General features: G+C 44.5%; 19 protein-coding genes and 2 tRNA genes. All 21 read left to right on the plus strand.

Going from position 1 to position 19,961, the window contains the following annotated elements; translation table 11 throughout:
- Window positions 1–144 precede the first annotated feature (144 nt).
- The 21 genes from B5D55_RS04865 (at window position 145) to rplB (ending at window position 19,944) form a co-directional block, all read left to right on the plus strand.
- Window positions 145–217: transfer RNA gene (locus B5D55_RS04865), tRNA-Thr, on the plus strand.
- A gap of 37 nt (window positions 218–254) precedes the next feature.
- Window positions 255–431, plus strand: coding sequence for a 50S ribosomal protein L33 (gene rpmG, locus B5D55_RS04870; protein WP_078932867.1), 177 nt, complete (start codon window positions 255–257; stop codon window positions 429–431).
- 52 nt (window positions 432–483) lie between these two features.
- A tRNA-Trp gene (locus B5D55_RS04875) sits at window positions 484–556 on the plus strand.
- A 26-nt stretch (window positions 557–582) separates the two neighbouring features.
- Window positions 583–765 (plus strand): preprotein translocase subunit SecE, encoded by a 183-nt coding sequence (secE, locus tag B5D55_RS04880; protein ID WP_078932868.1) that lies wholly within the window; start codon window positions 583–585, stop codon window positions 763–765.
- A gap of 12 nt (window positions 766–777) precedes the next feature.
- Complete coding sequence (gene nusG / locus B5D55_RS04885; protein WP_078932869.1) at window positions 778–1,335, plus strand: transcription termination/antitermination protein NusG; 558 nt, start codon at window positions 778–780, stop codon at window positions 1,333–1,335.
- 131 nt (window positions 1,336–1,466) lie between these two features.
- Window positions 1,467–1,898, plus strand: a complete 432-nt coding sequence (gene rplK / locus B5D55_RS04890) for a 50S ribosomal protein L11 (RefSeq protein WP_078932870.1) — start codon at window positions 1,467–1,469, stop codon at window positions 1,896–1,898.
- Between the two features lies 1 nt (window position 1,899).
- Window positions 1,900–2,580, plus strand: a complete 681-nt coding sequence (gene rplA / locus B5D55_RS04895; protein ID WP_078932871.1) for a 50S ribosomal protein L1 — start codon at window positions 1,900–1,902, stop codon at window positions 2,578–2,580.
- A 2-nt stretch (window positions 2,581–2,582) separates the two neighbouring features.
- Window positions 2,583–3,176 carry a 50S ribosomal protein L10 gene (gene rplJ / locus B5D55_RS04900; RefSeq protein ID WP_078932872.1) on the plus strand — a complete coding sequence of 198 codons (594 nt, stop codon included), beginning with the start codon at window positions 2,583–2,585 and terminating at the stop codon, window positions 3,174–3,176.
- Between the two features lie 142 nt (window positions 3,177–3,318).
- Window positions 3,319–3,699, plus strand: coding sequence for a 50S ribosomal protein L7/L12 (rplL, locus tag B5D55_RS04905; RefSeq protein WP_078932873.1), 381 nt, complete (start codon window positions 3,319–3,321; stop codon window positions 3,697–3,699).
- A gap of 186 nt (window positions 3,700–3,885) precedes the next feature.
- Complete coding sequence (rpoB, locus tag B5D55_RS04910; protein WP_200805289.1) at window positions 3,886–7,437, plus strand: DNA-directed RNA polymerase subunit beta; 3,552 nt, start codon at window positions 3,886–3,888, stop codon at window positions 7,435–7,437.
- Window positions 7,430–11,695, plus strand: coding sequence for a DNA-directed RNA polymerase subunit beta' (gene rpoC / locus B5D55_RS04915; RefSeq protein ID WP_078932875.1), 4,266 nt, complete (start codon window positions 7,430–7,432; stop codon window positions 11,693–11,695). Before rpoB ends, rpoC begins: the two co-directional genes overlap by 8 nt.
- A 301-nt stretch (window positions 11,696–11,996) precedes the next feature.
- Window positions 11,997–14,093: a PTS sugar transporter subunit IIC/EAL domain-containing protein gene (locus tag B5D55_RS04920; protein WP_159446159.1), complete on the plus strand. Its 2,097-nt coding sequence runs from the start codon at window positions 11,997–11,999 to the stop codon at window positions 14,091–14,093.
- Complete coding sequence (locus tag B5D55_RS04925) at window positions 14,071–14,268, plus strand: hypothetical protein (protein ID WP_078932878.1); 198 nt, start codon at window positions 14,071–14,073, stop codon at window positions 14,266–14,268. Before B5D55_RS04920 ends, B5D55_RS04925 begins: the two co-directional genes overlap by 23 nt.
- A 147-nt stretch (window positions 14,269–14,415) precedes the next feature.
- On the plus strand, window positions 14,416–14,790 hold the full coding sequence (rpsL, locus tag B5D55_RS04930; RefSeq protein ID WP_078932879.1) for a 30S ribosomal protein S12: 375 nt from the start codon (window positions 14,416–14,418) through the stop codon (window positions 14,788–14,790).
- A 15-nt stretch (window positions 14,791–14,805) separates the two neighbouring features.
- Window positions 14,806–15,276, plus strand: coding sequence for a 30S ribosomal protein S7 (gene rpsG, locus B5D55_RS04935; protein WP_078932881.1), 471 nt, complete (start codon window positions 14,806–14,808; stop codon window positions 15,274–15,276).
- Between the two features lie 603 nt (window positions 15,277–15,879).
- Window positions 15,880–17,064 (plus strand): elongation factor Tu, encoded by a 1,185-nt coding sequence (tuf, locus tag B5D55_RS04940; protein ID WP_078932882.1) that lies wholly within the window; start codon window positions 15,880–15,882, stop codon window positions 17,062–17,064.
- A gap of 65 nt (window positions 17,065–17,129) precedes the next feature.
- Window positions 17,130–17,438: a 30S ribosomal protein S10 gene (gene rpsJ / locus B5D55_RS04945; RefSeq protein WP_078932883.1), complete on the plus strand. Its 309-nt coding sequence runs from the start codon at window positions 17,130–17,132 to the stop codon at window positions 17,436–17,438.
- A 91-nt stretch (window positions 17,439–17,529) separates the two neighbouring features.
- Complete coding sequence (gene rplC, locus B5D55_RS04950) at window positions 17,530–18,150, plus strand: 50S ribosomal protein L3 (protein ID WP_078932884.1); 621 nt, start codon at window positions 17,530–17,532, stop codon at window positions 18,148–18,150.
- A gap of 18 nt (window positions 18,151–18,168) precedes the next feature.
- The gene (gene rplD, locus B5D55_RS04955) at window positions 18,169–18,807 is read left to right on the plus strand and encodes a 50S ribosomal protein L4 (RefSeq protein WP_078932885.1); all 639 of its coding nucleotides are present in this window, start codon (window positions 18,169–18,171) and stop codon (window positions 18,805–18,807) included.
- A complete protein-coding gene (locus tag B5D55_RS04960; protein ID WP_078932890.1) occupies window positions 18,807–19,091 on the plus strand; it encodes a 50S ribosomal protein L23 in 285 nt (94 codons plus the stop codon). Before rplD ends, B5D55_RS04960 begins: the two co-directional genes overlap by 1 nt.
- A gap of 28 nt (window positions 19,092–19,119) precedes the next feature.
- Window positions 19,120–19,944, plus strand: a complete 825-nt coding sequence (gene rplB, locus B5D55_RS04965) for a 50S ribosomal protein L2 (protein ID WP_078932894.1) — start codon at window positions 19,120–19,122, stop codon at window positions 19,942–19,944.
- The last annotated feature ends 17 nt before the right edge of the window (window positions 19,945–19,961 follow it).

Below are 19,961 nucleotides of genomic sequence, written 5' to 3' on the forward strand. Positions count from 1 at the left end.
ACCTCTAAAAGTTCTGTTTTTCTGAATAGTATCATATACTTTGTAAAAAAACTATAAAAAACGGCTGAATTCCGGGGAATTATTATTGACATAAAAGTATCGGTCAGTTATATTTTCAGAACGCATTGCTATTTGTCGTGTAATGCCCTTGTAGCTCAGCCGGTAGAGCGCAGCCATGGTAAGGCTGAGGTCTGCGGTTCAATCCCGCACGGGGGCTCAAGTATTTTATAAAAAATTGATTTAGGAGTATATATATGGCAAGTAAGAAAAAGGGAACCGTTGAAATCATCGCTCTTCAGTGTTCAGAGTGTAAGCGCAAGAATTATACAACTTATAAGAACCGCAAGAACATTACCGGTAAACTTGAGTTGAGCAAGTATTGCCCGTTTGACCGCAAGCACACAATGCACAAAGAAACAAAAGCAAAATAATTGCAAAAATTGTATATTTTTCGTTCCGGTTTCTGGAGCGGTAAAAATATATAGGGCAGTAGTTCAGCTGGTAGAGCAGCGGTCTCCAAAACCGCCTGTCGTGGGTTCAAATCCTGCCTGCCCTGTTTTCAGTTAATCCATTGGAGGAATTATGTCAAAAGTCGGACAGTTTTTACGTGAAAGCAAAGCAGAATTGAAAAAGGTTGTATGGCCTTCACGTGATGATGTTGTATCTTCAGTAAAAGTTGTAATTATCTCCACTATAATCGTTGCAATCGTCCTTGGTCTGTTGGATTTTGCTTTTACGGAAGCATTCCGCGCGTTAATGAAATAGAGAAGGATTTTTATGGCAAAGAGTTGGTACATTCTTCATACTTATAACGGTTATGAAGGTAAAATCGAACGTACTGTAAAAGCGCTTCTTGAAAAAAATGAGCTCGATCCTGCGGTTGTAACAGATATAAAAGTTCCTGTTGAAGAAGTAGTGGAAATAAAGGACGGCAAGAAAAAAAGCCGCCACGATAAATTTCTGCCGGGATACATAATGATAGAGCTTGACCTTCCTGAAATAGGATGGAAGGCTACGTGTTCTACTATCAGACGTATTCAGGGTGTAACCGGCTTTGTAGGAACTAATCCGAACGAGCGTCCGCGTCCGATTTCTGCCGATGAGGCAAAGAACCTGCTTTTGAAAGCCGGCGCTATTAAAGGTGAAAAATCAGTCAAGGTTAAGCAGTCCTTTAATGTCGGCGATCAGGTTAAGATTACGGACGGTCCGTTTGCTTCTTTCAGCGGTACTATCGAAGACGTAAGCGTAGAGAAAGACAAGCTGCGTGTTAATGTCCAGATTTTCGGACGTGCAACACCGGTTGAAGTCAGCCTGCTTCAGGTTGAAAAGATTTAACAAGAACAAAATTTCAGGTGCTCGCATGCCAGTGCGGGCATTACCTGTTTTTGGGAGAAACGCAGGTCCGTTGGACAAAGGCGTTTCGCTAGAAGCGTATAAGCGCTTCATACCAATTTAGGAGATTCAAAATGGCATCAAAGAAGGTAACAGCCGTAATTAAATTGCAGTGTCCGGCAGGAGCTGCTACACCGGCTCCTCCGATCGGTCCTGCACTTGGGCCTCACGGTGTTTCTGCACCGAAGTTTGTCCAGGAATTCAACGACAGAACAAAGAATATGGAAAGAGGCCTTATCATTCCTGTTGTTCTGACTGTTTATGCGGACAAATCCTACACATTCATCCTTAAGACTCCTCCGGCCGCCGTTCTTATCAAGAAAGCGCTCAAGATTGAGAAAGGTTCCGGAAACCCGCTTCTTAACAAGGTGGGAACGCTCTCTAAGAAAGACCTTGAGGAAATCGCAAAGACTAAGCTCCCTGACGTTAATGCTAACGATCTGGAAGCGGCAAAGAAAATCATCGCCGGTACTGCTCGCAGTATGGGTGTAGAGGTGGAGCACTAATATGAAACACGGAAAGAAATATCGCGCAGCCGCTGAAAAGTATGATTTGACTAAAAAATACAGTGTAGATTCTGCCTGCAATATGGTAAAGGATATGAAAGTTGCAAGCTTTGACGAAACTGTTGAAGCTCATATTTCATTGAAGCTTGATAAATCTGCATCTGTTCGTGATACACTGGTTTTCCCTAATCAGTTCAGGGGTGAAAAGAAAGTTCTTGTTTTCTGTCACGAAGACCGCGTAAAGGAAGCTCTTGATGCAGGTGCTGCTTATGCCGGTTCTGATGAATACATCGAAAAGGTAAAGGGCGGATGGCTTGATTTTGATGTTGCAGTTGCAACTCCTGATATGATGAAGGACGTTGGTCGTCTTGGTATGGTTCTTGGTAGAAAAGGTCTTATGCCTAACCCGAAAACCGGTACTGTTACTACTGACATTACAAATGCCATCAACGAGCTTAAGAAAGGACGCACTGAATACCGCGCTGATAAGGGCGGAGTTATTCATATTGCCGTAGGCAAGAGTTCTATGGACGCTGCAAAAGTTGCAGAGAACGTAAATGTACTTCTTGCAGAAGTTGCCAAGAAGTCTCCTAATGGTGTTACTGCTGGATTTATTCAGTCTGTTTCCCTTAGTTCTACTATGGGCCCGGGTGTCTGGGTTGATATGAAGGAAGGTGAATAATTATGGCAATGATGGCAAAGAAAGTTCAGTCTGCTAAGACTGCTGCAATTGAAGAAGCTAAAAAGACATTTGCAGAATACAAAGATTTTATTTTTGCTGATTACCGTGGAATGACTGTAGAGCAGATTTCAAACCTTCGTAAAAAGCTTCGTGAGCAGAAAGCCGTTCTTAAGGTTGTTAAGAATAATTTTGCACGCATTGCATTTGAAGATATGAAGATTGACAACGTTGCTGACTATCTTAAAGGTCCTACAGTTGTTGCTATGTCAAACGAAGAGTCCAATGTAGTTGCAAAAGTTCTTTTTGACTTTGCAAAGGAAGCTCCGACTCTTTCTGTAAAAGGTGCGTTCGTAGATAAGGCTGTCCTTGATGCAGCTAAAATCGAGGAATACTCTAAAGTTCCTGGAAAGAAAGAACTTATCGCAATGCTTATGTCTGCTATCAACGGTCCGGCTCGTCAGCTGGCTGCTACTATCAAGGCATACGCAGAAAAGAAAGAAGCAGAAGGCGGTGCGTCGGCTGCTCCTGCGGCAGAAGCGGCTCCGGCTGCTGAAGCTGCGCCGGCAGAATCAGCAGAGGCTCCGGCAGCTGAGTAATTCAGTTATTGAATCAGTTATACACGGTCAGGCTTCATAGCTGTCGACTGTCCGTGTTTTGATTTGCAGGACGGTTCGTATGAACCTGTTACTGCATCACCTTTTAGGGTGAATACATTTACATATTTGTGAGGAAGACAATATGGCAGCATTAACAACAGATCAGATTCTTGATGCAATTTCCGGTATGACAGTTCTTGAATGTTCAGAACTTGTAAAGGCAATGGAAGAAAAATTCGGCGTAACTGCAGCAGTTGCAGTTGCAGCAGCTCCGGCAGCAGGTGCAGCAGCAGGTGGTGCTGAAGAACAGACTGAGTTCACAGTTACTCTTGACAGCTTCGATGCAGCTAAAAAGATTCCGGTTATCAAGGCTGTTCGCGAAATCACAGGTCTTGGTCTTGGTGAAGCAAAAGCTTTGGTTGAAGGCGCTCCGAAAGAGCTCAAAGCTGGCGTAAGCAAGGCTGACGCTGATGCAATGATTGCTAAGATTACAGAAGCCGGCGGAAAAGCCAGCAAGAAATAATCGGGTTTTTGCCTGATTTTTAACTGAAACAGCAGGAGGTTGTCTCCTGCTGTTTTTGTGCTTTTATGTTCTTTTAAAATTTTTAGTATACGCCTTACCCCAATAAGGCAATCAGCCTGTTCTGTGCTGTGCAGAGTTTCTAGCATGTAGCAGTCCGTGGCTGAATCTATAATACAGGGGGAAATGATGTTCGCAAAGACACGAACAATCAACCGTCAGTATATCGGTAAAGACATCCAGAACTTTATGGATGTGCCGGATTTGATTGGTATTCAGACTTCTTCTTATGAAAGTTTTCTTCAGGCAGAACGGCTGAAGAAAGGTGAGCCGTTGCTTAATCAGGGATTGCAGGAAGTATTTACCTCAACGTTCCCTATTGAAAGTCCGAACGGCGATATGTCCCTTGAGTTTGAATATTACGAACTCGATTATCCTAACATTAAATTTTCTGAACTCGAATGCAAGCAGAAAGGTCTGACCTATTCTGTTCCTTTGAAAGCCCGTATTGATCTTACGTTCTTGAATGACGGTCATATCATTCAGAAGGACATTTATATGGGCGATATTCCGCTTATGACAGACCGCGGAACGTTCATCATCAACGGTGCAGAGCGCGTTGTTGTTTCTCAAATTCACCGCTCTCCTGGAGTTATTTTCCAGCACGATAAAGGCGTGTATTCTAGCCGCATAATTCCTTACCGCGGTTCCTGGCTTGAATTTGAAATTGACCAGAAAAAAGAACTGATTTTTGCAAAAATTGACCGCAAGAAGAAAATCCTCGGCACTATTTTCCTGCGTGCGCTTGGCTACAATACGCGTGAGGAAATCATCAGATGCTTCTATTCTACGGAAAATGTTGCTGTAGTTGATACGACTGAATCCCGCAATGCGCTTGTTGACAGCGTTCTTGCAAGTGCCGTTATCCTTAAGGATGAGGACGGAAACGAAAAGCGCCTGTTCAATGCCGGCGTACGCCTTCACCCTCACGATATTGATGACCTTGTTGCAAACGGCGTAAAGGAAATCTGCGTAATTAAATTCAATACAAAGAATAATCCGAACAGCAAGGAAGAGAACAACGAGTCACTTGACTCCCAGATTATCATCAACTGTTTTGAGCGCGAGGAAATCCGCCACGTAAAGGAAGGTTCTGTAGACAACGAGCCGACACGTGAAGATGCGCTTGCTGCCGTTTATGCAGTCCTGATGCCTGGTGAACCGATTACTGTTGAGGCTGCTGAAAAAGACTTGAATTCAATGTTCTTCAGCGAGCGCCGCTATGACCTTGGACGCGTCGGACGCTACAAGCTCAACAAGAAATTTGATTATAAAGATGACGTAAAAGATTTTACTTTGATTAAGGACGACATCATCAATACGATGAAAATTCTTATCAAGGTATATATCGGCGAAGAGCAGATTGACGATATTGATCATCTTGGTAACCGCCGTATCCGCTGTGTAGGCGAGCTTCTTACAAACCAGCTGAAAACTGCGTTCAGCAGAATGGAACGCATTGTAAAAGAACGGATGGGCTTGAAAGAAACTGATACGATGAAACCGCAGGATCTTATTTCAATCAAACCGATTGTTGCCGCCCTGCGCGAATTCTACGGTTCAAGTCAGCTTTCTCAGTTTATGGATCAGGTAAATCCGCTTTCTGAACTGACTCACAAGCGCCGTCTGAATGCTCTTGGTCCTGGTGGTCTTTCACGCGACCGTGCCGGATTTGAAGTCCGCGACGTTCATTATTCTCATTATGGACGTATGTGTCCTATTGAAACTCCTGAAGGTCCGAATATCGGTCTTATTGTTTCTCTTGCTATGTTCACGCAGATAAACGAGTACGGATTCCTTGAAGCGCCGTTCCGCAAAGTTGTGAACGGCAAGGCAACAAGCGAGGTTGAATATCTTTCGGCAATGGACGAAGACAAGTATTATGTCGGACAGCTTGTAGAAGGAATTAAGGAAGACGGTTCTTTCCCTACGGAAATGATTTCCTGCCGTCACCGCGGCGACTATACGACGCGCAACGTAAAGGATATTCAGTACATCGACGTTTCTCCGCGTCAGGTAATTTCCGTATCTGCATCTTTGATTCCGTTCCTTGAGCACGACGATGCAAACCGCGCACTTATGGGATGTAATATGCAGCGCCAGGCTGTACCGCTTCTGTTCCCTGAACCGCCTCACGTCGGTACTGGTATGGAGCGCAAGACTGCATACGATTCGGGCGTTCTCGTAAAGGCGAAATATGAAGGCGATGTTGTATACGTTGCAAGTGACTTGATAAAAGTCCGCCCTACGGATAAGGCTGCCGGCGAGATAAATGAATATCCGCTTTTGAAATATCAGCGTACTAACAATGATACGTGTAATCATCAGCGTCCGATTGTTGAGGTTGGTCAGCACGTTAAGAAGGGCGATGTCCTTGCTGACGGTCCTGCAACGTTCAACGGTGAACTTGCGCTTGGACGTAACATTCTTGTAGGTTTCGTTCCGTGGAACGGCTATAACTACGAGGATGCTGTTTTGATTTCACAGCGCGTTGTCCGCGAAGATATGTATACTACTATCCACATCAAGGAATTCTCTATTGAAGTCCGCGAAACAAAGCTTGGTCCGGAGCGCATTACTCGCGATATTCCGAACACGGCTGAGAAAGCGCTTGATAATCTTGATGCGGAAGGTATCGTAAGAATAGGTGCTAAAGTCCGTTCCGGTGATATTCTGGTAGGAAAAGTAACGCCGAAGAGCGAAACGGAAACAACTCCTGAATTCAAGCTTTTGAACTCAATTTTCGGTGAAAAGGCTAAGGAAGTGCGCGATTCTTCCCTGCACGTTCCGCACGGAGTTGAGGGTGTTGTAATTGATGTTCAGCGAATGAAGCGTATGGAGGGCGATGAACTTTCTCCTGGCGTTGATGAGGTTGTAAAGGTAATCATTGCCAACAAGCGTAAACTTCGCGAAGGTGACAAGATGGCAGGACGTCACGGAAACAAGGGTGTCGTTGCGCGAATTCTTTCTATAGAAGATATGCCGTACCTTGAAGATGGTACTCCGCTTGACGTATGTCTTAATCCTCTTGGTGTTCCTTCTCGTATGAATATCGGACAGATTATGGAATCGGAACTTGGTGTTGCTGGTAAATACCTTAATCAGTTCTTTGAATCACCGGTATTTCAGTCTCCTAGCCAGGAGCAGATTGCCGCAAAACTTAAGGAAGCAGGACTTGCTTCTGATGCAAAGCAGATTGTTCACGACGGACGCACAGGCGAACCGTTTGTAAATCCGATTTTTGTCGGCGTAATCTACTTTATGAAACTGCATCACCTTGTTGATGACAAGATGCACGCGCGTTCTACAGGACCGTACTCACTTGTTACGCAGCAGCCGCTCGGCGGTAAGGCACAGTTCGGTGGTCAGCGTCTTGGTGAAATGGAAGTATGGGCGCTTGAGGCTTATGGTGCTGCAAACACATTGCAGGAGATGATGACTATTAAGTCTGATGATATGAACGGTCGTTCAAAGATTTACGAGTCTATCGTAAAGGGTGATCCGACTTCTCCTGTAGGCGTACCGGAAGCATTCAACGTTATGGTTCAGGAGCTTCGTGGTCTGGGTCTTGATTTCACTATTTATGACGAAAAGGGCAAGCAGATTGCCCTGACGGAACGTGATCAGGAATTGATTGATAAAGCTGCATCTGGCTTCGAGAAGGAGAATTCAAATGCGTGATATTCAGGATTTTGCAAGTGTTAAAATAAAACTGGCTTCGCCGGATACAATCCGCGCGTGGTCTTACGGCGAAGTAAAAAAGCCGGAAACTATAAACTATCGTACGCTTCGTCCGGAGAAAGACGGTCTTTTCTGCGAGCGCATTTTCGGAACTACCAAGGAATGGGAATGTTACTGCGGAAAATTCAAGTCAATCCGCTATAAGGGCGTTATCTGCGACCGCTGCGGCGTTGAAGTTACTCACTTTAAAGTACGCCGCGAGCGCACCGGTCATATCGAGCTTGCAGCACCGGTAAGCCACATCTGGTATTACCGTTCCGTTCCTAGCCGGATGGGGCTTCTGCTTGATATGCAGGTTGCCCAGCTGCGTGCCGTTCTGTATTACGAAAAGTACATCGTTATTGATGCCGGTGATACGGACTTGAAGAAAATGCAGCTTCTGACGGAGGACGAGTACATCGAGGCGCGCGAGCGTTACGGTGAAACGTTCACTGCGGATATGGGTGCAGAGGCTATCAAGACGCTTCTTGATAACATCGACCTTGATTCCCTTGCGGCAGAACTGCGTGCAAAGATGATTGAAAAGGGCTCAAAGAGTGACAAGCGTCTTTTAAAGCGCATTGAAATTGTTGAAAATTTCCGCTCGTCCGGAAATAAGGCGTCCTGGATGATTTTGGACGTTATTCCGGTAATTCCGCCGGAACTTCGCCCTATGGTTCAGCTTGACGGCGGGCGTTTTGCTACGTCTGACCTTAATGATTTGTACCGCCGCGTTATTAACCGCAACAACCGCCTTAAGAGGCTTCAGCAGCTTTCTGCTCCGGACATCATTATCCGCAACGAAAAGCGTATGCTTCAGGAAGCGGTTGACTCATTGTTCGACAACTCAAAGCGCAAGCGCGTTGTAAAAGGCGCATCAAACAGACCGCTTAAGTCTATTTCCGATATGATTAAGGGTAAGCAGGGACGTTTCCGCCAGAATCTTCTTGGTAAGCGCGTTGACTACTCCGGACGTTCGGTAATCGTTGTAGGACCGGAGCTTAAACTGTGGCAGTGTGGTCTTCCTACGAAAATGGCGCTTGAACTTTTCAAGCCGTTCATTATGAAAAAGCTTGTTGACAAGGACGTTGTATTCAATATCAAGAAGGCAAAAATGCTCGTAGAGTCTGAAGCTCCGGAAGTATTCAGCATTCTTGACGAAGTTGTGCGCGAGCATCCTGTTATGCTGAACCGCGCTCCTACGCTTCACCGTCTTGGTATTCTTGCATTTGAGCCTGTTCTTGTTGAAGGAAAGGCACTTAAGCTTCATCCGCTTGCCTGTAAATCATTCAATGCCGACTTTGACGGTGACCAGATGGCTATTCACGTTCCGCTGACGCAGGCTGCTCAGATGGAATGCTGGACTCTTATGCTTTCCGCAAGAAACCTTCTTGATCCGGCGAACGGAAACACAATCGTTGCGCCGTCACAGGATATGGTTCTTGGAATTTACTATATGACTTCCGTAAAACCGGGTGCAAAGGGAACGGGTAAGCGTTTCTCAAGTCCTGATGAAGTCCGCCTTGCGGCTGAAAGCGGTGCTATTGAATGGCAGGCTGCAATCAAAGTGAATGCTCCTAAAGATTCTTTCAAAGAAGGCGAGTTTAAAGCCGGAGATTTGATTGAAACTACTGCCGGACGCCTTCGCTTTAATGAAGCTATGCCTGACGGAGTCCGCTATGTAAACGAGCTTATGGGTGATAAAAAACTCAAGGCTATGATTGAAGATGTTTATCATACGCAGGGACCGTGGCTTACAATCCAGATGCTTGACGCAATCAAGTCCGTCGGATACAAAAACGCTACGTTCTTCGGTGCAACTCTTTCTATGGACGATATTCTTGTTCCTGCTGAAAAGAAAGAGATGGTTGACAAGGCAAATAAAGAAGTTGAAAAAATCGTTAATGACTACTCAAAAGGTGTTATCACCGGAGAGGAGCGCTATAATCGTGTATGCGATATCTGGGCCCGCACTAACGACGAACTGACTGATTTGATGATGAAAAATCTTGCCAGCCACAAAGACGGATTTAATACTATCTATATGATGGCTACTTCCGGTGCCCGCGGTTCTAAAAAGCAGATTTCACAGCTTGCGGCTATGCGCGGATTGATGGCTAAGCCTAGCGGAGAAATCATCGAACTTCCTATCCGTTCGAACTTCAAGGAAGGTCTTTCGGTTATCGAATACTTTATTTCTACGAACGGTGCGCGCAAGGGTCTTTCTGATACTGCTTTGAAGACTGCTGACGCAGGTTATATGACCCGCCGTCTTGTTGATGTTGCTCAGGACGTTGTTGTAAATGACGAAGACTGCGGAACTATCAACGGTATTGATTATGCGGCGATTAAAGACGGTGATGAAATTGTCGTTCATCTGGCAGACAGAATTGTCGGTCACTATACGATTGAACGCGTCGTTCACCCTATTACCGGTGATTTGATCTGCGATGTAAACGAATACATAACTCCGGAACTCGCAAAGAAAATTGAAGATGCCGGCGTTGAAAAGGTTAAGCTCCGCACTGTCCTTACGTGCGAAGCACAGCACGGTATTTGTATAAAATGTTACGGTCAGAACCTTGCCCGCAACAAGATTGTTGAAATCGGTGAGGCTGTAGGTATTATTGCTGCGCAGTCAATCGGTCAACCTGGTACTCAGCTTACTCTTCGTACGTTCCACTCAGGTGGTACTGCTGATAAGGCAACGGAAGATAACCGCATCGTGCTGAACTTTAATGCAATAATCAATGATGTTCAGGGAACGCACGTAGAAATGGATGACGGAAGCTGGCTCTTTACTCGTAAAGGCTTTATGAAAGTTATCCGCATTCTTGACAGCGTAAAGCTTGAGAGCGGCGATGACCTTAAAGTACAGGACGGCGTAAGTCTTTTGAAAGACAGCGTTCTGCTTGTGCGCAAAGGAAAGAAAGTTACGGCTTCTGCTTCCGGAAAAGTCATTATCAAAGACAATGTTCTGTATCTTGTAAATAAGGAAGTGAAGGTTGAAATCAGTAACGGTTCTACTATTCACACAAAGGCAGGCGATGTTGTTGAAGCAGGAAAGGCATTGGGAACATTCGACCAGTATTCTGATCCGATTATTGCTGAAAGCAACGGTTACGTTCATTTTGAAGATGTAATTCTAGGTTCTACTCTTGCAGAAAAAGTTGATATGCAGACTGGTAAGACTGAGCGTACGATTACTGACCTTCACCTTGACGTTAAACAGCCGCGTATTCTTGTTACTGATGAAGCCGGTAACGAAATGGGAAGTTACTATCTTCCTGCCGGTGCCGTTCTTCAGGTTGAGGACACGCAGCAGATTAAGGCAGGTGATACTCTTGCCAAGATGCCTAAAGAGGCTGCAAAGACAAACGATATTACCGGTGGTATTCCGCGTGTTACAGAGCTTTTCGAAGCGCGCAAACCGAAAAATCCTTGCGTTCTTGCCCGGATTTCAGGAACTGTCAAGTTCAAGGGAATTTCAAAGGCAAAGCGTATTATCGCCGTTGAAGACGAATTCGGTAATGTTTTTGAACATCTTGTTCCTACGCAGAAGCATATGCTTGTGCGCGACGGTGACAAAGTAGAAGCCGGCGAGCAGCTGTGTGACGGCGCACCTAATCCAAGCGATATTCTTAATATTCTTGGTGAAAATGCCCTTCAGAATTACCTTATGGACGAAATCCAGTCCGTATACCGTGCGCAGGGCGTATCTATCAATGATAAGCACATCGGCGTTATCGTACGCCAGATGCTCCGCAAGGTAGAAATCGTTGCCGTTGGTGATACAAAATTCATCTACGGTCAGCAGGTTGATAAATACAAGTTCCACGAGGAGAACAGGCGTGTAGTATCAGAAGGCGGACAGCCGGCTGTTGCGCGCCCGATGTTCCAGGGTATTACGAAAGCGGCTTTGAACGTAGATTCGTTCCTTTCTGCTGCGTCATTCCAGGAAACAACGCGTGTTCTTACGAATGCGGCTATTTCCGGCTCAACGGACGGTCTGCATGGTATTAAAGAAAACGTTGCAATCGGACATATGATTCCGGCGGGAACAGGCATTAAGAATTACAAGAACATCAAGCTGTTTGATGAAAGTGATACAGACCTTGACGTTCAGATGGATGAAATTCTTGAGCGTCGCCGTCAGGAAAAAGAGCTTGAGATGAACAGGGTTGAAGAACCTGTGTTTGAGGCTGACGAGCAGGACTAATGCCTGTATAATGGTACTGCTAGCAGAAGAATACCGCCCGGATACTTCGGGCGGTATTCTTTTTTATACGGTTTATAAAGACAATTTGTTATGCCAGTTTTTAGTTGTGTGTGTGGTGAGTTGAAAGAGTAATGCCTTGCAGTTTTGTTTTTGATGGTTTACAGTGTAAGGCGTATTGAAGAAAGTATTGTCAGACAAATTTTTATATATATCCTTAAATATATTTTTTGCAGTAGTAAAAATAATGTTTTATAATAGTAGAAAAAGTGTTTGCGCCGGAAAGCGCCGGAGGATATGTTCAATGAATCTGAAGCAGAAGGCACTTGATTTAACATATAAAATAGAAAATAATTTTTTTCTCACAGTTGTCCGTCGTTCCCTTACGATGATGATACCGTTCGTCCTTGTAGGCGGATTTGCCTGTGCGTTTATAAATCTGCCGTTTATTGATTATGGTTCGGAACTGTTCGACGGTGCATTGGGAACACTGCATTCTATTTTGCTTTTTATTTACAATGGTACTTTTGGTCTTTTTTCTCTTGCGCTGCTTATTGTCATTACAGTAAGTTATTGCATAGAAAAAAATGAATCGCCGGATAAGGCGGCGATGTACGTAATAGTTGCGCTCGGTGCGTACGGAGCGCAGCTTAACATCGGTACTTCAGGATTTAATTTTGAAAGCCTGGGCGTAAAGAGCAGTTTTTCTGCGATTTTTATTGCGCTCCTTTCCTGCTTTTTGTACGAACGTCTTAAGCGCATAACGGCATTTTCCCTGAAAAAATACGTTTCCGGTATGGACGTTATGTGTGCCAATTCAATTTCATCGCTTTTGCCGATGACGTTTGTAGTGGGTGTTGCTGTTCTGATAAATCTGCTGCTTCATTCGTTTTTTGGAGTGAAAAGCGTACACGAACTGTTTTCAAATCTTTCCTGTGCGCTTTTTGCCCACGTTCATAACCGTTTCTTTTCCGGGCTTCTGTATACGTTCCTCCTTCATTTTTTCTGGTCGCTGGGATTTCACGGAAGTAATCTGATGGAACCTATTGCCCAGTCGATTTTTTCGGACGTGGCGGCAGATACTGTGTTCAGCAAAAGTTTTTTTGATACGTATATCGTAATGGGCGGATGCGGTACTACAATCTGTGTACTTCTTCTGCTTCTTCTTTTCTTCAGAAAGACGCGTTTGGGCAATCTTTCAAAAATTGCTTTTTTCCCTGTCGTGTTTAACCTGAACGAAGTCCTTACGTTCGGCATTCCGATTGTTCTTAATCCTGTTATGGTAATTCCGTTTATCAGTACGCCGGTGGTTTTGTACTGCATTGCCTATGCGGCGACTGCATCAGGACTTATTCCGGGACTTATAACTACAGTTCCATGGTCAACGCCTATTCTTGTGAGCGGATATATTGCTACCGGCTCTGTACGCGGCGTTCTTCTGCAGCTTTTTCTTGTTGCAACCGGTATGGCAGTATATTATCCCTTTATCCGGCTGAATAAGCGTATACAGGAACTTAGCGCGCATAAAAAACTTGATACACTGGTGGAAGCACTGAAAATATGTGAACGGGAGGGGGAACCGCCGCAGTTTCTCTCCAGAGTTGACAGTCTTGGTATGATGACACGTGTTCTTTTTGATGATTTAAAAGACGCAATTAAGCAGAATGCATTGTTTATGGTGTATCAGCCGCAAGTAAATTCGGATGGAAGGTGTGTTGGTGCAGAGGCTTTGCTTCGGTGGAATCACTCTCTGTACGGTTCTATTTATCCTCCTCTTATAATCTATCTTGCAAAAGCTGGCGGAATGCTTTCCCAACTTGAAGAAAAGATTATTGATATGGTGGCGCAGTCAATAGCACAAACAGAAAAGGTGTTCGCCGGTGATTTTAAAATTTCTTTCAATATTACAGGAAAATCACTGTTCTGGGATATTGAGTCATGCATAGACAATGCTCTTAAGAAATATAAGATTCCGGCGGAACGGATGTGGATAGAAATTACCGAGCAGGACGTCATCTCCAAGTCTGATGAAGTTGTCGGTACGCTCAAACGACTGAAGGCAAAAGGTCACACCCTGCTTATTGATGATTTTGGTATGGGACATACGTCGCTTCTATACCTTCAGTCGGGCTTTTTCGGCGTTGTAAAGCTTGACGGTTCGCTTGTTAAGAATATTGTCCATAACGAAACAAACCGGAATATTGTAGATTCTATTGTCGCACTCGGAAACAAGCTTGGAATAAAAGTCATTGCAGAATTTGTAGAAAATCAGGAAGAAGTGGAAGTGCTTCATTCGCTTGGGTGCAGCTGGTATCAGGGATATTTGTATTCCAAGCCGGTATCATTCGAGCAGTTTGTTTCATATCTGTGTCGTACTAATGAGGAGCTGTCGGGGATTTGATGCAAGGCAGTGCGGCGTGCAGTTTCTCTCAAAAATCTGGTTAATCCCCTTCCGGTTTTCTTCAGGCGATGGTTCAGGCGGAACTTCTGGAGATTCTGACGGTGGAATTTCCGAAAATTTTGTCTTTTCCTGGATTTTTTCCGGAATTTCTGCCGGCATATCGTTCTGTATGTAGTTTTTGTGTGAAATTCTCTTGAATTCATTTTCTGAATTCATTAGTATTGAAAAACTATCTTATTGTAAGTTGGAATAGAGTTTTTGCTCTATATTGATATGCAAATCTTCCGGGGTGCTGACCGGAATAAATAGAGGAGAATAGGCGATGCCTACAATCAATCAATTAATTCGTCAGGGACGTCAGTCTGTGGCTAACAGAACGAAGTCTCCCGCACTTCAGTCCTGCCCGCAGAAACGTGGTGTTTGTACCCGTGTTATGACTGTAACTCCAAAAAAGCCGAACTCTGCGCTCCGCAAGGTTGCCCGTGTTCGCTTGTCAAATGGTATTGAAGTAACTGCATATATTCCTGGTATAGGTCACAACCTTCAGGAACACTCTGTAGTTTTAATCCGTGGTGGTCGTGTTAAGGATCTTCCTGGTGTTCGCTATCATATCATCCGTGGTACTAAGGATACTCTTGGCGTTGAGGACCGCAAGCGCGGACGCTCAAAATATGGTGCTAAAAGACCTAAGGCTTAATAACGGAGGAATACGATGGGAAGACATAAGAAGTCAGTTGACCGTCCATGTTTGCCGGACGCAAAATATAACAGCAAGATTGTTACTAAATTTGTCAGCCGTATGATGCTTGACGGAAAGAAAGCAACTTGCACAAAAGTAATCTATGAAGCCATGGATAAACTTAAGGCTAAGACCGATAAGGATCCGCTTGAGGTTCTCCTTAAAGCTTTGGAAAACGTTAAGCCTGTAGTAGAAGTAAAATCACGCCGCGTTGGTGGTGCTACATATCAGGTTCCGGTAGAAATTCGTGATTCACGCCGCGAAGCTCTTGCTATGCGCTGGATTATCGAAGCTGCTAGAAACAGAAGCGGACACGGTATGGCAGATACACTTTCTGCTGAACTGCTTGATGCATTCAACAATACCGGTTCTGCCTTCAAGAAGAAGGAAGATACCCACAAGATGGCTGAGGCTAACAAGGCTTTTGCTCATTACCGCTGGTAGTTCTTTCTGCCTGTATAAAGGGCGTCTGCATTGTGCGGACGCCCTTTTTTTTGCGTTTTTTTTTCTTATGGAGATTTTTATTTTGCTCCGGTACTTGCAATTTATTTATAAAAATTGTATAAAGGTAGAACCTGTCATAGCCTGTATTGGGCGCGGCAGGTACAGGGTTCTTTAATATCAGCGGGCTGTTTCAAGCCTGGTATTTCCGTAAAGTTAATCGCAAGATTTTCAGGAAAATACGACCCTTGGGTGCGGATTTCTGCCGTCGGCAGGATGAGTGATAACAGGTGTGAACAGGGGTTCTGGTAAGTCTGCAATAAGGCAGGCTGGCTCTTGGAAACCAGACCAGTTATCAGCACTTGGTGTATGATGATGATCGGTGGTAACCGGCCAAAGATATTTCGAAAGTATGGAATATCAATGAAGAAATTATTTTCTAGTCCGTTTAATCACATCATCATCTTATCCTCAATGCAAATAAAAGTGTGTCTGCGAACGCTGCTTGTATCTGTTGATATAAACAGTGTTCTGGCTTAAAGTGCAACACATTAAAAATAAGAATGCCGGAAAATACAAAAAATAAAAGCCGGCAAGGAGAAAAACATGGCAAAGGAGAAGTTCGAGAGAACTAAGCCTCACATGAACGTTGGTACTATTGGTCACGTAGACCATGGTAAGACAACACTTTCTGCAGCTATCACTTCATATTGTGCTAACAAATATGGTGATAAGGCTCTTAAGTATGACGAAATTGATAACGCTCCGGAAGAGAAAGAGCGTGGTATTACAATCAACACTCGTCACTTGGAATATCAGTCAGATAAGAGACACTATGCTCACATCGACTGCCCGGGTCATGCTGACTACATCAAGAACATGATCACTGGTGCTGCACAGATGGACGGTGCTATCCTTGTTGTTGCAGGTACTGACGGTGTTATGCCTCAGACACGCGAGCACCTTTTGCTTGCACGTCAGGTAGGTGTACCGAAGATTATCGTATTCCTGAACAAGGCTGATATTGCTGATCCAGATATGCTTGAACTTTGTGTTGAGGATGTTAAGGATTGTCTTAAGGAATACGGCTTTGCTGCTGAAACTCCAATCATTCAGGGTTCTGCATTCAAGGCTTTGAACGAAGCTTCTAATCCTGAAAACACAAAATGCATCGAAGAATTGCTTACTGCTATGGACTCTTGGTTCGATGACCCGGTTCGTGACGAAGACAAACCGTTCTTGATGCCTATTGAAGACATCTTCACAATCTCTGGACGCGGTACTGTAGTTACAGGTCGTATCGAGCGCGGTGTTGTTAATATGAACGACCCGGTTGAACTGGTTGGTATCCGCCCGACACAGGCTTCTACTGTTACTGGTATCGAAATGTTCCAGAAAACACTTGATCAGGGTATCGCTGGTGATAACGTTGGTATCCTTCTTCGCGGTGTTGACAAGAAAGATGTTGTCCGCGGTCAGGTTCTTGCAAAGCCGGGTTCAATCCACCCGCACACAAAGTTCGAGGCTCAGCTGTACGTTCTTACACAGGAAGAAGGCGGACGCCACTCTTCATTCCGTAACGGTTATCGCCCGCAGTTCTATTTCAGAACTACTGACATCACAGGTACAATTATGCTTGGTGACGGCGTAGAAATGGTAAATCCTGGTGACAACGTAAAAGTTATCGGTGAACTTATCCACCCAGTTGCTATGGACGAAGGTCTGAAACTTGCTATCCGTGAAGGCGGTCGTACAATCGCTTCAGGACAGGTTACAAAGATTATCGAATAGTTAAAGGTCGGTTCAGCCTGTCATTTTTGTGGCAGGCTGACTGAGTCCTTTGGAGGATTAAATTCATGGCTAATGGAAAGATTCGTGTCAGACTTCGTGCTTTTGACGTAGAACTGATCGATCAGAGTGCTAAGGCCATCGTACAGGCTGTACAGAAAGCAGGTGCTAAGGTTTCCGGACCAATCCCGCTTCCGACAAGAATCAATAAGGTAACGGTTCTTCGTTCACCTCACGTATATAAAAAGTCACGTGAGCAGTTTGAGATGAGAACTCACAAGCGCCTTATCGACATTTTGAATCCTACTACTGACGTAATGGATTCATTAATGAAGCTTGAACTGCCTGCTGGTGTAGCTGTAGAAATCAAGCAGTAGTTTTTCTGCTGCAAAATAAGGTACGGTCCCTCCGGATCTGGGATGACGGCCTGATAAATAAAAGAACGTATGTTCTTATAGGAGTATCAGAATGAAAGGTCTGATTGCAAAAAAAGTAGGAATGACACAGGTCTTCGACGAAAGCGGCAACTTAACGCCAGTTACCGTGATCCGCGTTGAACCGAACACTGTTGTTGCTACAAAAACAAAGGAAACTTGCGGATACGATGCTGTTGTTCTTGGTGTAGACGATATGAAGTCTAACAAGGCAAATAAGGCATACGCAGGCATTTTCCCTGAAAACGTTTCCCCAAAACGTACTTTGAAAGAGTTCCGCGACTTCGAGAAAGAAGTTAAGGTCGGCGATTCTGTCGGTCTGGAGCTGTTCAATGAATCACGTTTCCTGGATGTAACTGCCACTTCAAAAGGTAAGGGTTTCCAGGGCGTTATGAAGAGATGGGGCTTCCATGGTGGACGCGCTACTCACGGTTCAAAATTCCACAGAGAGCCGGGTGGTACAGGTAACTGTACAACGCCAGGTCATTGTTTTAAGAACACAAAACTTCCTGGCCGTATGGGATTCAGACGGGTTACTGTTCAGAATCTTAAGATTGTAAAAATTGATCCTGAACTGAATGTTATTTTAGTTCGTGGAGCTGTTCCTGGCAACAAAGACTGCACACTCATCGTGAAGTCCGCAGTAAAGAAATAGCACGGAGGAATTAGAATTATGGAAAAGAAAGTCTATTCAACCGATGGTAAAGAACTGCGTACAATCACTCTTGATGATAAAGTATTCGGTCTTCCGGTAAATGATGATGTTATTTACTATGCCATCACAAATGAACTTGCTAATATGCGTGTAGGTACAGCCTGTACTAAAGGACGTGCAGAAGTGCATGGTTCAAACGCAAAGCCGTATAAGCAGAAGGGAACTGGTAATGCCCGCCGTGGTGATAAAAAATCACCTATTATGGTAGGCGGCGGTACGATTTTCGGACCAAAACCACGTGATTTCAGCTATTCAATGCCTAAAAAGGCAAAAAGACTTGCTATGAAATCAATTCTTTCTATGCAGGCGCAGAGCGATAGATTTACAGTAGTTGAAGATTTTACTGTTGAAAGCGGTAAAACAAAGGATTTGGTAAAAATCCTGGACAATTTTGTAAAAGGCGAGAGAACGGTTATCGTTCTTAAGGATGACGATGCAAAAATCAAGCAGGCAGGAAGAAACATTCCTTCTTTGTCTTTCCTTTCATACAATCGTCTTAGAGCACATGATTTATATTATGCTCGTAAAATTGTTATCCTTGAAGGTGCTGTAAAAAATCTTTCAGATTTTTATGCTGAAGACAAGGAGGCTGAATAATGAATTATTCTGACATTCTTATTAAGCCTGTAGTTACTGAAAAGGCAAATGCTCTCCGCGAGCAGAACAAGTACGTGTTCATCGTACAGCCTTCAGCAACGAAATTACAGATAAAGGAAGCTGTTGCCAGACTGTTCAACGTAAAGGTTGTTGACTGTACGACAGTGAATGTTATGGGTAAGGTAAAAAGGCTTCGCGGTAAGCCTGGTCGTACCAGCTCATATAAAAAAGCAATTGTACGTCTTGCTGCCGGTGAAACAATCCAGGCATTTGAAGGCGTATAAGTTCGCGTAGACTAAGGGGAAAAAGAAAATGGCTCTTAAGGTATTTAAGCCAATAACTGCAGGTACACGCGGACGCGTAGACCTTGTTAGGGAAGAACTGACAGCCGATACACCCGAAAAAAGATTGGTGTCAGGTAAAAAGTCTAATGGTGGACGTGGTGCCGGTGGTCGTATTTCTGTACGCCATAAGGGCGGCGGTCACAAAAGACGTTATCGTGAGATTGATTTCAAGCGCGATAAACACGGAATTCCGGGAACTGTAAAGACAATCGAATATGATCCGAACCGCAGTGCAAACATTGCTCTGGTGTTCTATGCTGATGGCGACAAACGCTACATCATTGCACCAAAAGGACTGCGTGTAGGTCAGAAGATTATGTCCGGCGAAAATGCAACTCCTGTTGTAGGAAATGCAATGCCGCTTGATAAGATTCCTGTGGGTTTCACTATTCATAATATTGAGCTTACTCTTGGACAGGGCGGACAGCTTGTTCGTTCGGCAGGTGCAAGTGCAATGATTGCCGGTCGTGAAGGTGATTATGTTATCGTTCGTCTGCCGTCAAGCGAAATGCGCAAAATCAATGGCAAGTGCTATGCTACCATTGGTGTTGTCGGAAACGAAGAACATATGAACGTTCAGCTTGGAAAAGCTGGTCATAAACGATGGCTGGGTATCCGTCCTACTGTTCGTGGTATGGCTATGAACCCTGTTGACCATCCGCTTGGTGGTGGTGAAGGTGCTGGAAAAGGACGTAACCCTGTTACTCCGTGGGGACAGCCTTGCAAAGGTTACAAAACTCGCAACAAACGCAAGCCGTCTAACAAATTTATTGTTTCACGCCGCAAGAAGTAGTTGCATAGGAGATAACT

This window comes from Treponema porcinum (genome assembly GCF_900167145.1).
GTDB lineage: Bacteria > Spirochaetota > Spirochaetia > Treponematales > Treponemataceae > Treponema_D > Treponema_D porcinum.

Coding starts and splice junctions, on each gene's coding strand:
- rpmG (WP_078932867.1), top strand. CDS start 255: ATGGCAAGTAAGAAAAAGGGAACCGTTGAAATCATCGCTCTTCAGTGT.
- secE (WP_078932868.1), top strand. CDS start 583: ATGTCAAAAGTCGGACAGTTTTTACGTGAAAGCAAAGCAGAATTGAAA.
- nusG (WP_078932869.1), top strand. CDS start 778: ATGGCAAAGAGTTGGTACATTCTTCATACTTATAACGGTTATGAAGGT.
- rplK (WP_078932870.1), top strand. CDS start 1,467: ATGGCATCAAAGAAGGTAACAGCCGTAATTAAATTGCAGTGTCCGGCA.
- rplA (WP_078932871.1), top strand. CDS start 1,900: ATGAAACACGGAAAGAAATATCGCGCAGCCGCTGAAAAGTATGATTTG.
- rplJ (WP_078932872.1), top strand. CDS start 2,583: ATGGCAATGATGGCAAAGAAAGTTCAGTCTGCTAAGACTGCTGCAATT.
- rplL (WP_078932873.1), top strand. CDS start 3,319: ATGGCAGCATTAACAACAGATCAGATTCTTGATGCAATTTCCGGTATG.
- rpoB (WP_200805289.1), top strand. CDS start 3,886: ATGTTCGCAAAGACACGAACAATCAACCGTCAGTATATCGGTAAAGAC.
- rpoC (WP_078932875.1), top strand. CDS start 7,430: ATGCGTGATATTCAGGATTTTGCAAGTGTTAAAATAAAACTGGCTTCG.
- B5D55_RS04920 (WP_159446159.1), top strand. CDS start 11,997: ATGAATCTGAAGCAGAAGGCACTTGATTTAACATATAAAATAGAAAAT.
- B5D55_RS04925 (WP_078932878.1), top strand. CDS start 14,071: ATGAGGAGCTGTCGGGGATTTGATGCAAGGCAGTGCGGCGTGCAGTTT.
- rpsL (WP_078932879.1), top strand. CDS start 14,416: ATGCCTACAATCAATCAATTAATTCGTCAGGGACGTCAGTCTGTGGCT.
- rpsG (WP_078932881.1), top strand. CDS start 14,806: ATGGGAAGACATAAGAAGTCAGTTGACCGTCCATGTTTGCCGGACGCA.
- tuf (WP_078932882.1), top strand. CDS start 15,880: ATGGCAAAGGAGAAGTTCGAGAGAACTAAGCCTCACATGAACGTTGGT.
- rpsJ (WP_078932883.1), top strand. CDS start 17,130: ATGGCTAATGGAAAGATTCGTGTCAGACTTCGTGCTTTTGACGTAGAA.
- rplC (WP_078932884.1), top strand. CDS start 17,530: ATGAAAGGTCTGATTGCAAAAAAAGTAGGAATGACACAGGTCTTCGAC.
- rplD (WP_078932885.1), top strand. CDS start 18,169: ATGGAAAAGAAAGTCTATTCAACCGATGGTAAAGAACTGCGTACAATC.
- B5D55_RS04960 (WP_078932890.1), top strand. CDS start 18,807: ATGAATTATTCTGACATTCTTATTAAGCCTGTAGTTACTGAAAAGGCA.
- rplB (WP_078932894.1), top strand. CDS start 19,120: ATGGCTCTTAAGGTATTTAAGCCAATAACTGCAGGTACACGCGGACGC.